Raw genomic sequence first — 13435 nt, forward strand, 5'->3', positions numbered from 1 at the left:
AGTCAGGAACGGGATTTGGCGGATGCTGCAGCGAAGGCCGCGACGCGCGCCTTGGCCTCGGCGGTGTCGAAGCGGGCGCCGATGGATCGGGCTTCGTCGTCGAGGTTCTCGCCGAACGAGCGCCCGGCTCCGGTGCGGACGAGGCGCTTGGCCTGCCCGAAGGCACCGGTGGCGCCTGCGAGCCAGAACCGCGCCACCGCTTCGGCGCGCGAAGCGACGTCGGCGGCCGGGACGACCTCGGTGACGAGGCCCCAGTCGAGGGCGGTCGGGGCGTCGATGGTGAGGTCCTGCAGCAGGAGCTGCAGCGCTCGCCGCTGCCCGACCGCAGCGGGCAGCAGCGTCGAGACGCCGAGGTCGGGGGTGAGCCCGATGTTCGCGTACTTGCTGACGAACTTCGCGTGCTCCGACGCGACGATGTAGTCGGCGGTGAGCATCAGGCCCAGTCCCCCGCCCGCGACGGCGCCCTGCACGGCAGCGACGACGGGCTTGTCGGATTCGACGAACGTGCGGATGCCGTCGTGGATCGTGTGGGCCGCGCCGGTCACGTCAGCGCCGGAGGCCCCCGACGTCGCCATCTCGATGACGTCGCCGCCGGCGCAGAAGGCCGGGCCCGCAGCATCCAGGATGATGGCCCCCACCGACGCGTCGGAGGTGAGCTCGTGCGCGACGTCGCGCCAGCGGGCGCCCATCTCGAAGCCCATGGCGTTGAGGAACGCCGGCCGGTTGAGGGTCACGCGCGCGAGGGCGCCGTCGCGCGTGACGAGGATCGAGTCGCTCATGCGGTCTCCTTACTTCGGGGCCATGCGAATGGCGCCGTCCAGGCGGATGGTCTCGCCGTTGAGGTAGCCGTTGTCGACGATCGACATCACCAGGCGCGCGTACTCGTCGGGCTTGCCGAGGCGCTGCGGGTACGGCACCTGCTCGCCGAGGGAGTCCTGCGCCGCCTGCGGCAGGCCCATCAGCATGGGGGTCTCCATGATGCCGGGCGCGATCGTCACGACGCGGATGCCGTAGCGCGCGAGCTCGCGGGCGATCGGCAGGGTCATGGCGTGCACGCCACCCTTCGACGCCGAGTACGCGGGCTGGCCGATCTGGCCGTCGAACGCGGCGACGCTGGCGGTGTTCACAACCACGCCGCGGTCGCCGTGGGCCGTGGGCTCGGTCTTCGCCATGACGGCGGAGGCCTGCGAGATGACGTTGTACGTGCCGATGAGGTTCACGCGGATGATCCGCTCGAAGCCCTCCAGCGGCGACGGGTTGCCCTCGCGATCGAGCACCTTGGCGGGCGGCGCGATCCCGGCGCAGTTCACGACGACGCGGAGGGGGCCGGATGCTGCGGCCGTGGCGACTGCGGCTGCCACCTGATCCGGGCTCGTGACGTCGGCCGGCGCGAACGATCCTCCGAGCTCTGCGGCGAGGTCGGCGCCCGCCGAGGTCGGCAGGTCGACGATCGTGACGGTCGCGCCCGCGGCGGTGAGACGCCGGGCCGTGGCGAGGCCGAGTCCGCTCGCGCCACCGGTGACGAGTGCGGCGGTGCCCGTGAGGTCCATGGATTCTCCTTCGAAGTCCGGATTCTGCGGAACCGCGTATCAGCATACGCGGGACTCAGTCCCATCGCTCACCAGCCGGCGACGCGACGGGACCAGGCTAACGGGCGGTCGCGGAGACCGTCACGGCCCGATCTGCGGGCCGATGCGCGTGAGGGCCGAGATGCGATCGATCAGCTCGGCGGGCCGTGCCAGCAGCATCCGCGCCTCGCCACGCGCGGTCAGGTACTCCACGAGCCGCGTCGTCGCCTGCGCGTCCCCGCGGCGGTAGCCCGAGAGGTAGTGCTGAGTGGCGCGCCATTCGAGCCGCTCCCCGTCGAGCGTGGTGATCACGACGAGGAAGGTGGGGGTCTCGGCCGCCTCGCCGGCCTCGAGCCCGCCGGCCACGCCGCCGAGCAGCGCCGCCGCCATGTCGGACATCGCGGGGTACGGCCACCAGGTCGCGGGCGGATCCACCGTGACCGTGTGCACCTGGGACCACGGCACGAACTGCGACCGCGGATCGCCGATATGGCGCGAGAGCCCGTCCGGCGACAGCCGCACGTGCCGCGCGGTCGTGTCGCCGATCGCGACCGCGGGCTCCGCGCCCTCGAGCGCCGTGAGGGGTCCTCGGCGGCGGGTCGCGCGCGTGGTGGGCATGCCTCCATCCCACCATGCCGGTGGCGCACCGCCAGGCAGGCGAGTTGGATGCGCATGGAGATCCGGCTGAAGCGCGTCTACGACGACCCGACCCCGGGCGATGGCTTCCACGCGCTGGTCGACCGTCTCTGGCCGCGTGGCCCGTCGAAGGAGCGCGCGGCGCTCGACCTGTGGGCGGAGGAGGTCGCGCGCTCGACCGAGCTGCGCAAGGCCTTCCCCCACGACGACCTGTCATGGTCGGACTTCGAGGCGGCATACCGGGCCGAGCTCGCCGGACCCACGGCGGGCGCGGTGGGTGCGCTGCGCGCAAAGCACGCGCCCCACCTCGCCGTGACGCTCCTTCATGCGGTGCACGACGACACCCACAACCACGCCGTGATCCTCCGCGAGGCGCTCGAGGCCTGAGCCGTGCCGGTCCTCCTCCCGCGGTGCCGTCCGGGAAAAGCTTCGATTCGGTGTCCAGGACCTGCGAAGTCCGGACTTCGAGCGTCGGCGCGCCCCTGATCCGGAGGAGACCGTCCAGGAAACGCATCACTCCGGAGTCCAGAACCCGCGAAGTCCGGACTTCGCAGGGGGCCCCGCGCGCGGGAGGATGGAACTCGTGTCGATCCCCGTCGCAGACGTCGCCGTCCCCGAGCGGGTCAGGGTGCTCGCGCGCGGCGCCGAGCTCACCCCCGTCTGGCTCAACGAGCTGGGCGGCACGACGTTCCGCACCGACGACGGCAGGTACCTCAAGTACGGCCCGCGCAACGCCGAGACGTCGTTCGCAGGCGAGGCGGAGCGGCTGCGGTGGGCGGCGCGGTACACCCCCGTCCCGCGGGTGCTCGAGGCCGGAGGCGACGACACCCACGAATGGCTGGTGACGGCGGCCCTCCCCGGCGTGTCGGCGGTGGATCCGCGATGGATCCGGGATGCCGGCACCGCCGTCCGCGCGGTCGGCGAGGGTCTGCGCGCGCTCCACGAGGCACTACCGGTCGACGACTGCCCGTTCGACTGGGGCGTGCCCGGGCGCATCGCGAACGCCCAGGGGCGCGGCATCCGTGTTCCCGATGAGTGGCGGGACGCCCCGCCGATCGACCGGCTCGTCGTGTGCCACGGCGACGCGTGCTGCCCGAACACGCTGATCGGCGACGACGGCCGGTGGAGCGGGCACGTCGACCTGGGCGCGCTGGGCGTCGCGGACCGCTGGGCCGACATCGCCGTGGCGTCGATGTCGACGGCGTGGAACTATGGCGAGGGATGGGAGGACGCCCTCATCGAGGCGTACGGGATCGAGCCCGATCGCGAGCGCCTGTCGTACTACCGGGAGCTGTGGAACGCGACATGACCGAGATCACCGGGAACGTGTGTGACATCGACGGCAAGCCGAACCTCGTGATCCTCCGGCGCTTCCGCGCGACCGCCGACGAGGTGTGGCGCGAGCTCACCGAGTCCGCGCGGCTCGAGCGGTGGATCGGCCGCTGGGAGGGCGATCCCGCGACCGGGCACGTCACGTTCTTCATGACGGCGGAGGATCCGGATGCCTCGGGTGAGGAGTACACGATCCTCGAGTGCGACCGCCCGCGGCGCTTCGCCGGGGACACCGCGGCCACCTCGGGTGCGTGGCACCTGTGGTTCGAACTCGCCCCGGACGAGCACGGCGACACCGTGCTCACGTTCGGTCAACGCCTGGGCCCCGAGGACGAGGTCGGCTCGATCGGCCCGGGTTGGGAGTACTACCTCGACCGCCTGGTCGCGGCCCAGGCAGGCGTGGACGTCGACACCGTGAACTGGGACGACTACTTCCCCGCGCTGCAGCCCGGCTACGAGCGGCTGGTCGCCGGCGGCTGAACCGGGGCCGAAGCACCGGCCGTTGAGCGAAGGGCGCTCTGGCGCCCGCAGACGAAACGTCGTCGAACCGACGACGAGCTCAGGACCAGACGAACCGGAACGTGCCCGCCGCGACCGCCGCGCCGATCGCGAGCGCCATGATCACGGTGCCGCCCAGCAGCGCCACGGCGTCACGGGGGTGCAGGCGCGACGGACGCGCCCACGTGCGGCGGATGCCCGAACCGAAGCCGCGCGCCTCCATCGCCATCGCGAGCTTCGTGCCGCGGCGCACCGCGAAGACGAGCAGCACGAAGGCCATCGAGAAGAAGCGGCGGACGGCGCCGCTGTCGCCGACGCCCCGCGCCCGGCGTGCGAGGCCCATGCTGCGCCAGTCGTCGAGGAAGAGCCCGAGCGTGCGGGTGCCGGCGAGCACGCCGAGCACGAAGCGCGACGGCAGCTTCGCGACCTGGGCGAGCGCGTCGGCGAGCTCGGTCGGGTCGGTGCGGCCGAACAGCAGGATGGTCGGCAGGGCGAGGGCGAGCACGCGCAGGCACACCGCGATCGCGAGGGCGATCGAGTCGTCGCTGATCGTCGCGTACCAGAACGACCAGTAGACGGTGCCGCCCGGCTCCGCGTACAGCAGCATGCTGAGGCCCGCGACCGGCGCGAAGACGAGGATGGGCAGCATCCGTTTCAGCACCGTCAGGGCGGCGAGGCCGGTCAGCGGGATGCAGGCGATCTGGAGCACGATCGCCACGAGGGCGCTCGTGGCGTCGATGGACGCGAAGAGGGGCACCGACAGCAGCAGCGCGAGCGCGATCTTCGTGACCGGGTTCACCCCGTCGAGCCAGGCGCGGGGCGCCGCCTCGGCCTCGGCGGTGCGCGCGTCGACGGCGGTCACGATCCCACCCCCGCGTGCACGGGGAGGCCGAGCTCGATGCGGTGGCCGCCGAGATGGCGCAGCACGTCCTCGTCGTGGGTGACGGCGACGACCGTCGTGCCGGCGTCGATCTCGGACTGCAGCAGCTGCACGAGCTCGATCCAGCCGCGGCGGTCCTGACCGAAGGTCGGCTCGTCGAGCACGATCACCGGGGGCGCGTCGGCGAGCACGGTCGCGACCGAGAGCCGGCGCTTCTGCCCGCCCGACAGGGTGAAGGGGTTCGCGGCGGCGAGCGGTGCCAGGTGCAGCCGTTCGAGCAGTTCGTCGACGATCTGGTCGACGGCGGCCGGGTCGACGCCGCGCGAACCCGGCCCGATGGCGAGCTCGTCGCGCACGGTCGCGGCGAGGAACTGGTGCTCGGGCTCCTGGAACACCGTGCCGATGCGCGTGAGCAGCTCGCGCGACGTCCACTTCGACGGGCGCCGGCCGGAGCGGCCCGCGAGTTCCGGCGCGGACTCGACGCGACCCGCCGCCTCGGGCAGCAGGCCCGCGAGCGTCAGTGCGAGCGTGGACTTGCCGGCGCCGTTCGGCCCCGTGATCACGGTCGCGGCCGCGCGCGGCACGGCGAGGTCGAGCCCCGCGCGCACGATCGTGCGGCCGTCACGGGAGATCGAGAGAGCGGATGCCGCCACCGCCGTCGGCGCGTCGGACCGGGCGGAAGCGGGGACGGGCAGGTCGACCGGGTGGCCCGGCACCCACACGCCGGCCGCGGCGAGCGTGGCGCCGTGACGCGCGAACACCTCGGCGGGCGTCCCGTCGGCGAGGAGTCCGCCGTCGGCCCCGACCACGATGACGCGGTCCATGAGATCGGCCCACACCGCGGTGCGGTGCTCGATCACGACGAGCGTCGCGCCCGTCTCGCGCACCGCACGCTCGACGGCGTCGCGCACCTCGCGGACTCCGTCCGGGTCGAGGTTGGCGGTGGGCTCGTCGAGCAGGAGCACCCCGGGCCGCATCGCCAGCACCCCGGCGAGGGCGAGGCGCTGCTTCTGTCCACCGGAGAGCGCCTTGGTGGGCCGGGTCAGCGGCACGTCGAGCCCGACGGCGTCGAGCGCCTCTGCGACCCGAGCGGGGATCAGGGCGGCCGGAACGCCGAGGTTCTCGCACCCGAAGGCCACGTCGTCGCCCACCTTCGACAGCACGACCCCGGCGTCGGGGTCCTGCAGCACGAGCCCGACGCGACCGCGGTGAGCCTCGGCGCGTCCACCGTCGATGAGGAGCGTGCCGGTCTCGTCACCCTCGTCGGCGCCGCCGAGGAGACCTGCCATGCCGGCGAGGAGCGTCGATTTGCCCGCGCCGGATGCGCCGAGCAGGAGCACGCGCTCCCCGGGCTCGATCGTGAACGAGACGTCGTGGACGGCAGCGGCCCGGCGTCCGCCGTAGCGCCACCCCCAGCCCGCCGCCGTGATGCGGGCGGGGCGGGTCGCCGTCACGTCAGACCTCGCGGCGCGCTTCGCGTCCGACGGCGAAGCGGTTGAGGGCACCGGTCGCGGCGAGCCCGCGCACGGCGAACCAGCCGACGAGGCCCGCGAGCAGCGCGCCCGAGACGGCCAGCGACACCAGGTAGATCACGTTGAACTCGAGGGTCTTCAGGATGTTGGGCGAGCTGCCGTAGAACAGCTCGAACACCCAGGCGCCGACCGCGGCGCCGACGCCGGCGAGCATTGCGACGGGCAGCGTGAAGCGGCGGTAGAGGAAGATCGCGAACACGAGCTCGGCGCCGAGGCCCTGCACGATGCCCGAGAAGATCGTCGAGACTCCCCACACGTTGCCGATGAGCATCGACACGAGCGCGGCGATCACCTCGACGAGGAGTGCGGCACCGGGCTTGCGGATGACCAGGCCGCCGATGACGCCGCCGATGAGCCAGATGCCGACGGCGATGCCGCCGAGACCGGGGGTGAGGCCGTCCATGGCGACGAACCAGGTGCCGCCGATGGTGTTCCAGGCCCAGAAGACCAGGCCGATCGCGACGCCGAGCACCGCGGCGACGACGATGTCGACGACCCGCCAGCGCAGGCTCCGCGGGGCCTTCGAGTGAGCCGCAACGGGGGTGGATGCGGACGTGGACGCGTGCATATGAGCTCCTCCCTGCGCCGGCATGATCCGGATCAGGTTCGACGGTCGAAGCGTGGATCGCTTCCTCTCAGCCCGGCTCACCGGACTCCCGTGGTGTTGGCGACGAGTATACCGCCGGTTCAGCAGGTATTTTGGGGGGGTGACTTCGGACGACACCCCTGCACCCACGCGTCGCGCGCGACGCGTGCAGACCGGTGCCGTCCCGGTTTCGGGTTCCGAAGACGCGCCCGACGGCGGCATCCTCACGATCCAGACGGGTGAGACGGATACTGTCTACCCGCCGTCGACCACCGCTGCGGTGGACGTGACCGCGGCCGCTCCGACGATCGCCACGGTGCCCGTCGCCGAGGTGCCGTCGGTCGCGACGTGGAACCCCGCGGAGCCCGTCGAGCCGTCCGGCTTCGCGCTCCCGACCGACCTCGGCACCCCGACCGTCACCGCGGTCACGGGCGGGCACACCGCACTCGCCTGGGTCGACGAGTCCGTCGTCGAGCACGGCGCAGCCCCCGCCGACCTGACCGCGGCCGCGACCCCGTACGTGGCAGTCGAGGCCGACCTCCTCTCCGATGCCCCGCGCCGCTCCCCGTTCCGCGCCGCCGTCGTGGTGCCCACGCTCGCGATCGCGGCGGTCGTCGGCGCCTACGCGGCGACGACCCTGCTGTGGCCGCTGCACGCTGTCGCCCCCACCGTCACCGCGATGGAGGTGCAGCCGATCGCGGCGCCCGCCGCCGCGCCCGCGTGGCCTGCTCAGGGCAGCGCGGCCGAAGCGGTCGCCGGCGTCCCGGGAACGCTCGCCTCCACGGCCGATCCCGACGCGATCGCCAGCATCACCAAGATCGTGACCGCGCTGGTCGTGCTCGAGGAGATGCCGCTCGCCGTGGGCGAGCAGGGACCGGAGTACCGCTTCACGTCCGCCGACCGCTCGCGCTACTGGCAGTACCGCGCCGGCGGCGAGTCGGCGCTCGACGTCCCCGTCGGCGGCTCGCTCACCCAATACCAGATGCTCGAGGGCATGCTCATCGGCTCGGCGAACAACTACGCGGACCGGCTCGCGCAGGGCATCTGGCCCTCCGACGCCGTCTTCGCGTCCGCCGCCAACGCCTGGCTCACCGCCCACGGCGTTCCCGGGGTCACCGTCCGCGAACCCACCGGCATGGACTCGCGCAACGCCGCGAGCCCCGAGGCACTCGTGACGCTCGCGCAGAAGGCGCTCGCCAACCCGGTCATCGCCGAGATCGTCGCGAAGCAGTCCGTCGACCTCCCCGGCGCCGGGCACGTCGAGAACACCAACGGCCTCCTCGCCGATCCGGGCGTCGTCGGCCTCAAGACCGGCACGTTGGACGCCTGGAACCTGCTCTCGGCGAAAGACGTCACGATCGGCGACAAGACCGTGCGCCTCTATGCGTCGGTGCTGGGTCAGCCGAACGACGAGGCCCGCCTCGCCGCATCGCGCGCGCTGTATGCGCAGATGGAGGCGGAGCTGCAGCCCAAGCCCTCGGTGACGGCGAGCACCGTCGCCGGCCAGGTCGAGACGCTGTGGGGCGACAAGGTCGACATCGTCACATCAGGCGACGCTTCGGTGATCCTCTGGAACGGCGGCAACGGCACCGTCGCCACCAGCTACCACCTCGGTGACAGCCGCGACGCCGGCGATGTCGTCGGCTCGCTCAGCGTGACCGGACCGCTCGACGCCACCACCGTCGATCTGGAGCTCGCGGCCGAGATCACGGATCCGTCGCCGTGGTGGCGCCTCACGCACCCGCTGGACCTCTTCGGTCTCAACGGCTGAGCCGCCGCAGAGATCCGCTCAGGCGGACGGGTGGCCCACGACGCCCTTGCGCAGCAGCGCGTTGCCGTAGGTGCGCGTCTCGCCGGTGCGCACGATGACGTACGCGGTCTTCGCGAGCACGTAGTACTCGAACCGGTCGACGTACCGCGGATCGTCGACGCCCGCTGCGGCGGCGAGCTCGCGCTGCACGTCGAGCACCTCGCCGTCGGCCGATGCCATGAGATCCAGCGCGGGTGCGTCGTCGAGCGGCACCACGCTGCGCACCGCCGCCAGCACCTCCGGCGTCGTCGTTCCCGGCAGATCGATGACGCGTGCACCGATGGCCCACGCCGGGAAGTGCGCGTCGGCGATCACGACCGCGTCGGAGTGGCCCATGCGGTCCAGGTGGAGCAGCAGCTCCCCGGTCAGCAGGGGGTTGATGCCCTCGAGCATGAGGATCCCTTCGTCAGCGGATGAGGCCGTCGGCGGCCAGATCGTCCCACAGCGCGGCGGGGATGTCGATCGCCATGAGCTCGGCGCTCCGGCGCACGTGCTCGGGCCTGCTCCCGCCCACGACGACCGAGCGCACCGCGGTGTCTCGCAGCGCGAACTGCACCGCCGCGGCGGGCAGCGGCACGTCGTGCGCGCGGCATATGGCGAGGATCGCCTGCAGATGCTCCCACAGCGGTTCCGGCATCCGTCCGTACTCGTAGCGGTCGGATCTCTCCGGCTCGTCCTTGGCGAGCAGGCCGGAGTTGAAGACGGATGCTGCGACCACCCCGGTTCCGCGCGCATGACAGGCGGGCAGCACGGCGTCGGCGGCCGGCTGCTCGAGCAGCGTGTAGCGGCCCGCGATCATGACGAGGTCGAGATCGGCGCTCTCGACGGCCGCGGCGAGCGCCTCGCTCACCATGGAGCCGATGCCGATCGCGCGGGCCGCGCCTTCGGCGCGCAGCTGCTCGAGCGCGGGGAACGCCTCGCGGAGCGCGAGGTCGAGGTCGTGGCGCTCGGGATCGTGCAGGTAGAGCACGTCGACGCGATCGAGGCCGAGGCGCTCGAGGGACTCCTCGAGGCTCGCCCTGATGCCCGCCTCAGAGAAGTCCCACTCGCGCCGCAGCGTCGTCGGCACGTGGAAGTCGGCGGCGAGATCGAGGCCGCCGTCGTGATCGGGGTTGGGGCGGAGCAGACGCCCGGCCTTCGTCGAGATCACGAACTCGTCGCGTGGCTTGGTCCGCAGGAACGCGCCCAGGCGCCGCTCCGACAGCCCCAGGCCGTAGTGGGGAGCGGTGTCGTAGTAGCGGATGCCGCTCTCCCACGCCGCGTCGAGGATGGCCCAGGCCTGGTCGTCGCTGAGTTCACGGAAGAGGTTGCCGACGTTCGCTGCGCCGTACCCGAGCCGCGTCAGCGCGGGGAGTTCAGGCCGCGGCATCCGTGGTCCCGAACTCGTACTCGGCGCGGCTGGCCGCCTTCATCTCCATGCCGGTGCCGGGCGCCGTCGGTGCCACGTACACGCCTCCGCGGACATCGGTCGGCACGACGAAGTGCTCGTGCAGGTGGTCGACGTACTCGATCATGCGGCCTTCGCGGGTGCCGGTGACGGCCACGAAGTCGAACATCGAGAGGTGCTGCACGGCCTCGCAGAGACCGACACCGCCCGCGTGCGGGCACACCGGAATGCCGAACTTGGCCGCCAGCAGCAGGTTCGCGATGTTCTCGTTGACGCCGCCGACGCGCGCCGCGTCGATCTGCATGACCGAGATCGCCCCCGCCTGCAGCAGCTGCTTGAAGATCACGCGGTTCTGCGCGTGCTCCCCCGTCGCGACCCGCACCGGCGCGATGCCGCGCGCGATCTCGGCGTGACCGAGCACGTCGTCGGGGCTCGTGGGCTCTTCGATCCACGCGGGGTCGAACTCGGCGAGCGCGTTCACCCACGCGATCGCCTCGGACACTTCCCAGCGCTGGTTGGCGTCGATCGCGATCGGGAAGCCTTCGCCGCAGACCTCGCGCGCGACGCGGAGGCGACGGATGTCGTCATCGAGGTCGGCGCCGACCTTCAGCTTGATCTGGCCGAAGCCGTCGGCGATCGCCTCCCGGCACAGGCGCGCGAGCTTCTCGTCGGAGTAGCCCAGCCAGCCGGGGCTCGTCGTGTACGCAGGGTAGCCGGTGGCGAGGAGCTCCTGCTCGCGCTCGGCCCGACCGGGCTCGGCGTCGCGGAGGATCTGCAGCGCGTCCTCGGGGGTGAGGGCGTTCGTGAGGTAGCGGAAGTCGACGAGCGCGACGAGCTCCTCGGGGCTCATGCGCGACAGCAGCTGCCACAGCGGGAGTCCGGCGCGCTTGGCCTTGATGTCCCACAGCGCATTGACGACGGCGCCGATCGCCATGTGCATGACGCCCTTCTCGGGGCCGAGCCAGCGCAGCTGCGAGTCGCCGATGAGCTCGCGGTTGGTCGCGCCCATGTCGTCGAGGAGCGGCTCGAGCTCGCGACCCACGAGGTGCGCGGCGAGCGCGTCGAGGGCGGCGACCTGCACATCGTTTCCGCGCCCGATCGTGAACACGAAGGCGTGTCCCGAGACTCGGTCCGAGGCATCCGTCACGATACGGAGATAGGCGGCGGAGTAGTCGGGGTCGGGGTTCATCGCGTCGGAGCCGTCGAGGCTCAGCGACGTGGGGAATCGGATGTCTGTCGTCTCGAAGGCGACGATGCGGCTCACGGGGCGTTCTCCAGCGGTCTGCGGTTCGGGGAGTCGAACCGCTCGAAGTGTAAACATCCGATGTCTATACTGTCAATCACGCCCGCGGGCCGCGACGGCACCGACGCCGCCCCGCATCGAGAAATCCAGGAGAACCATGAAGTTCGCGCGTCTCGGCGAGTTCGGCAGCGAGATCCCCGTCGTCATCGACGGCGACCGACACCTCGATCTGCGTCCGCTCACATCCGATGTCGACGGTCGATTCCTCGCCGATGACCCGACCGGCCGCACCTCCGCCGCGATCGCCGAGGGACTCCTCCCGGAGCTCGAGGGAGCCGCCGACCTGCGCATCGGCGCCCCGATCGCGCGTCCAAGCGCGGTCATCTGCATCGGCCAGAACTACGCCGCGCACGCGCGCGAATCCGGTGCGGAGCCGCCGACCGTGCCGATCATCTTCCTCAAGACGCCGAACACAGTCGTCGGACCGAATGACGCGGTGACGATGCCCCGGGGCAGTGAGAAGACCGACTGGGAGGTCGAGCTCGGCGTCGTGATCGGCCGTCGCACTGCCTACCTCGACAGCCCCGAGGAGGCCGGCGCGCACATCGCCGGCTACGTCGTCGCCAACGACGTCTCGGAGCGCACCTTCCAGATGGAGATCTCGGGCGGGCAGTGGTCCAAGGGCAAGATCGCCCACGGCTTCAACCCGACGGGCCCGTGGCTGGTCACGGCCGACGAGGTCGACGCCCAGAACCTCGGCCTGAGGAGCTTCGTCAACGGCGAACCCCGCCAGGACTCGAACACCAGCGACATGATCTTCGACGTGCGCGCCATCGTGCACCACCTCTCGCAGTTCGTCACCCTCGAGCCCGGCGACCTGATCCTCACCGGCACACCGCAGGGCGTGGCGTTCGGCGGCAGGTTCCCGTACCTGAAGGCCGGCGACGTCGTCGACATCGAGATCGACGGTCTCGGTGCGCAGCGCCAGGAGTTCGTGGCGTGGGAGGCCTCGCGATGAGCGGCCGGCAGCTGGACGGCCTCGTCGCCGTCGTCACCGGCGGCGCGTCGGGCATCGGCGCCGCGATCGCGACCGCACTCGCGGACGAGGGCGCCGAGGTCGCGGTGCTCGACCTCGATCCGTCCGGCGCCGACCCGCGGTTCGCCGCGTTCGCCGTGGACGTGTCGGACCGCGCCGCGGTCGACCGGGCGATCGCCGCGGTCGGCGAGCGGTTCGGGCGCATCGACATCCTCGTCAACAACGCGGGCATCGGCGCGCAGGGCGACATCGCGGCGAACGACGACGCCGAGTGGGCGCGCGTGTTCTCCATCAACGTCACCGGCATCGCCCGCGTCACCGCGGCGGCGCTGCCGTGGCTGCGGAACTCGCCGTCCGCCGCGATCTGCAACACGTCGTCGATCGCAGCGACCGCGGGCCTGCCGCAGCGCGCGCTGTACAGCGCGTCGAAGGGCGCCGTGCTCTCGCTCACCCGCGCGATGGCCGCCGACCACCTGCGCGAGGGCATCCGCGTGAACGCGGTGAACCCGGGCACCGCCGACACCCCGTGGATCGGCCGCCTGCTCGCAAGTGCCCCCGACCCCGTCGCCGAGCGCGCCGCACTGGAGGCGCGCCAGCCCCACGGCCGCCTGGTGTCGGCCGCCGAGGTCGCCGGCGCGGTGCTGTATCTGGTGAGCCCGTCGTCGGGCTCGACGACCGGCACCTACATCGAGGTGGACGGCGGCATGTCGCCGCTCCGCCTCCGCCCGGCCGGCTCCTGACGCGGTCCCGCTCCGGGGCGTCGGGGCGTCTCCCCCACCCCGGCAGCCGTCCAACAGGTCAACCGGGCTTCCACAGGACCGATTCCAGGTGGGGTGCCCCAGTTGTGGTGGAGTCTGGTCCTGTGGTGGAGATGAATGCTGGGAGTAGGGATCCCCGGGCTGGTGGGCGCCATCAGTACACGCCGGC

The 13435-nt window shown here is 72.1% G+C and carries 15 protein-coding genes and 1 riboswitch; of the genes, 6 read left to right on the forward strand and 9 right to left on the reverse strand.

The features are described from left to right. Positions 1 to 2: 2 nt before the first annotated feature. The 3 genes from ASF40_RS18890 to ASF40_RS18900 form a co-directional block, all read right to left on the reverse strand. Positions 3 to 779 carry an enoyl-CoA hydratase/isomerase family protein gene (locus tag ASF40_RS18890; RefSeq protein ID WP_056371998.1) on the reverse strand — a complete coding sequence of 259 codons (777 nt, stop codon included), beginning with the start codon at positions 777 to 779 and terminating at the stop codon, positions 3 to 5. Between the two features lie 9 nt (positions 780 to 788). Then, positions 789 to 1550 carry an SDR family NAD(P)-dependent oxidoreductase gene (locus tag ASF40_RS18895; protein WP_056372000.1) on the reverse strand — a complete coding sequence of 254 codons (762 nt, stop codon included), beginning with the start codon at positions 1548 to 1550 and terminating at the stop codon, positions 789 to 791. Positions 1551 to 1670: 120 nt separating this feature from the next. Next, entirely contained in the window at positions 1671 to 2186 is a 516-nt protein-coding gene (locus ASF40_RS18900; protein WP_056372002.1) for a hypothetical protein, read from the reverse strand. A gap of 54 nt (positions 2187 to 2240) precedes the next feature. Here ASF40_RS18900 and ASF40_RS18905 point away from each other — a divergent pair, with 54 nt between their 5' ends. The 3 genes from ASF40_RS18905 (at position 2241) to ASF40_RS18915 (ending at position 4016) form a co-directional block, all read left to right on the forward strand. After that, on the forward strand, positions 2241 to 2591 hold the full coding sequence (locus tag ASF40_RS18905) for a DUF488 domain-containing protein (RefSeq protein WP_157549819.1): 351 nt from the start codon (positions 2241 to 2243) through the stop codon (positions 2589 to 2591). A 196-nt stretch (positions 2592 to 2787) separates the two neighbouring features. Next, on the forward strand, positions 2788 to 3513 hold the full coding sequence (locus tag ASF40_RS18910; RefSeq protein WP_056372004.1) for an aminoglycoside 3'-phosphotransferase: 726 nt from the start codon (positions 2788 to 2790) through the stop codon (positions 3511 to 3513). Beyond that, entirely contained in the window at positions 3510 to 4016 is a 507-nt protein-coding gene (locus ASF40_RS18915; RefSeq protein ID WP_056372006.1) for an SRPBCC domain-containing protein, read from the forward strand. Before ASF40_RS18910 ends, ASF40_RS18915 begins: the two co-directional genes overlap by 4 nt. A 79-nt stretch (positions 4017 to 4095) precedes the next feature. On the opposite strand, the gene ASF40_RS18920 is transcribed toward ASF40_RS18915, so the two are convergent. The 3 genes from ASF40_RS18920 to ASF40_RS18930 form a co-directional block, all read right to left on the reverse strand. After that, positions 4096 to 4896, reverse strand: a complete 801-nt coding sequence (locus ASF40_RS18920) for an energy-coupling factor transporter transmembrane component T family protein (protein WP_056372009.1) — start codon at positions 4894 to 4896, stop codon at positions 4096 to 4098. After that, a complete protein-coding gene (locus tag ASF40_RS18925) occupies positions 4893 to 6368 on the reverse strand; it encodes an ABC transporter ATP-binding protein (protein WP_157549801.1) in 1476 nt (491 codons plus the stop codon). The genes ASF40_RS18920 and ASF40_RS18925 overlap by 4 nt, the downstream gene beginning before the upstream one ends. A 1-nt stretch (position 6369) precedes the next feature. Further along, positions 6370 to 7014, reverse strand: coding sequence for an ECF transporter S component (locus tag ASF40_RS18930; protein ID WP_056372011.1), 645 nt, complete (start codon positions 7012 to 7014; stop codon positions 6370 to 6372). Then, positions 7007 to 7116, reverse strand: a riboswitch (TPP riboswitch). (Overlaps the previous gene by 8 nt.) 37 nt (positions 7117 to 7153) lie before the next feature. Here ASF40_RS18930 and ASF40_RS18935 point away from each other — a divergent pair. Next, positions 7154 to 8803: a D-alanyl-D-alanine carboxypeptidase family protein gene (locus ASF40_RS18935; protein WP_056372012.1), complete on the forward strand. Its 1650-nt coding sequence runs from the start codon at positions 7154 to 7156 to the stop codon at positions 8801 to 8803. An 18-nt stretch (positions 8804 to 8821) separates the two neighbouring features. Here the strand turns inward: ASF40_RS18935 and ASF40_RS18940 are convergent, their stop codons facing one another. Genes ASF40_RS18940 through ASF40_RS18950 form a run of 3 tightly spaced genes read right to left on the reverse strand, consistent with a single transcriptional unit; the run spans position 8822 to position 11493 of the window. Then, a complete protein-coding gene (locus ASF40_RS18940; RefSeq protein WP_056372014.1) occupies positions 8822 to 9235 on the reverse strand; it encodes an RbsD/FucU family protein in 414 nt (137 codons plus the stop codon). A gap of 13 nt (positions 9236 to 9248) precedes the next feature. After that, complete coding sequence (locus tag ASF40_RS18945; protein ID WP_056372016.1) at positions 9249 to 10211, reverse strand: aldo/keto reductase; 963 nt, start codon at positions 10209 to 10211, stop codon at positions 9249 to 9251. Then, a complete protein-coding gene (locus ASF40_RS18950) occupies positions 10198 to 11493 on the reverse strand; it encodes an enolase C-terminal domain-like protein (protein WP_056372018.1) in 1296 nt (431 codons plus the stop codon). The genes ASF40_RS18945 and ASF40_RS18950 overlap by 14 nt, the downstream gene beginning before the upstream one ends. 136 nt (positions 11494 to 11629) lie before the next feature. Here ASF40_RS18950 and ASF40_RS18955 point away from each other — a divergent pair, with 136 nt between their 5' ends. Together ASF40_RS18955 and ASF40_RS18960 are read left to right on the forward strand one after the other, a co-directional pair. Next, positions 11630 to 12490 carry a fumarylacetoacetate hydrolase family protein gene (locus ASF40_RS18955; protein WP_056372020.1) on the forward strand — a complete coding sequence of 287 codons (861 nt, stop codon included), beginning with the start codon at positions 11630 to 11632 and terminating at the stop codon, positions 12488 to 12490. Continuing rightward, a complete protein-coding gene (locus ASF40_RS18960) occupies positions 12487 to 13248 on the forward strand; it encodes an SDR family NAD(P)-dependent oxidoreductase (protein ID WP_056372084.1) in 762 nt (253 codons plus the stop codon). Before ASF40_RS18955 ends, ASF40_RS18960 begins: the two co-directional genes overlap by 4 nt. Positions 13249 to 13435 lie beyond the last annotated feature (187 nt).

Origin of the sequence: Microbacterium sp. Leaf288, from assembly GCF_001422925.1 — a bacterium.
GTDB lineage: Bacteria > Actinomycetota > Actinomycetes > Actinomycetales > Microbacteriaceae > Microbacterium.

What these genes read in the sequence shown, in the direction of transcription:
- ASF40_RS18930 (WP_056372011.1), bottom strand. Translation starts at nt 7,014, where the DNA reads ATGCACGCGTCCACGTCCGCATCCACCCCCGTTGCGGCTCACTCGAAG.
- ASF40_RS18945 (WP_056372016.1), bottom strand. Translation starts at nt 10,211, where the DNA reads ATGCCGCGGCCTGAACTCCCCGCGCTGACGCGGCTCGGGTACGGCGCA.
- ASF40_RS18955 (WP_056372020.1), top strand. Translation starts at nt 11,630, where the DNA reads ATGAAGTTCGCGCGTCTCGGCGAGTTCGGCAGCGAGATCCCCGTCGTC.
- ASF40_RS18895 (WP_056372000.1), bottom strand. Translation starts at nt 1,550, where the DNA reads ATGGACCTCACGGGCACCGCCGCACTCGTCACCGGTGGCGCGAGCGGA.
- ASF40_RS18900 (WP_056372002.1), bottom strand. Translation starts at nt 2,186, where the DNA reads ATGCCCACCACGCGCGCGACCCGCCGCCGAGGACCCCTCACGGCGCTC.
- ASF40_RS18960 (WP_056372084.1), top strand. Translation starts at nt 12,487, where the DNA reads ATGAGCGGCCGGCAGCTGGACGGCCTCGTCGCCGTCGTCACCGGCGGC.
- ASF40_RS18915 (WP_056372006.1), top strand. Translation starts at nt 3,510, where the DNA reads ATGACCGAGATCACCGGGAACGTGTGTGACATCGACGGCAAGCCGAAC.
- ASF40_RS18890 (WP_056371998.1), bottom strand. Translation starts at nt 779, where the DNA reads ATGAGCGACTCGATCCTCGTCACGCGCGACGGCGCCCTCGCGCGCGTG.
- ASF40_RS18940 (WP_056372014.1), bottom strand. Translation starts at nt 9,235, where the DNA reads ATGCTCGAGGGCATCAACCCCCTGCTGACCGGGGAGCTGCTGCTCCAC.
- ASF40_RS18905 (WP_157549819.1), top strand. Translation starts at nt 2,241, where the DNA reads ATGGAGATCCGGCTGAAGCGCGTCTACGACGACCCGACCCCGGGCGAT.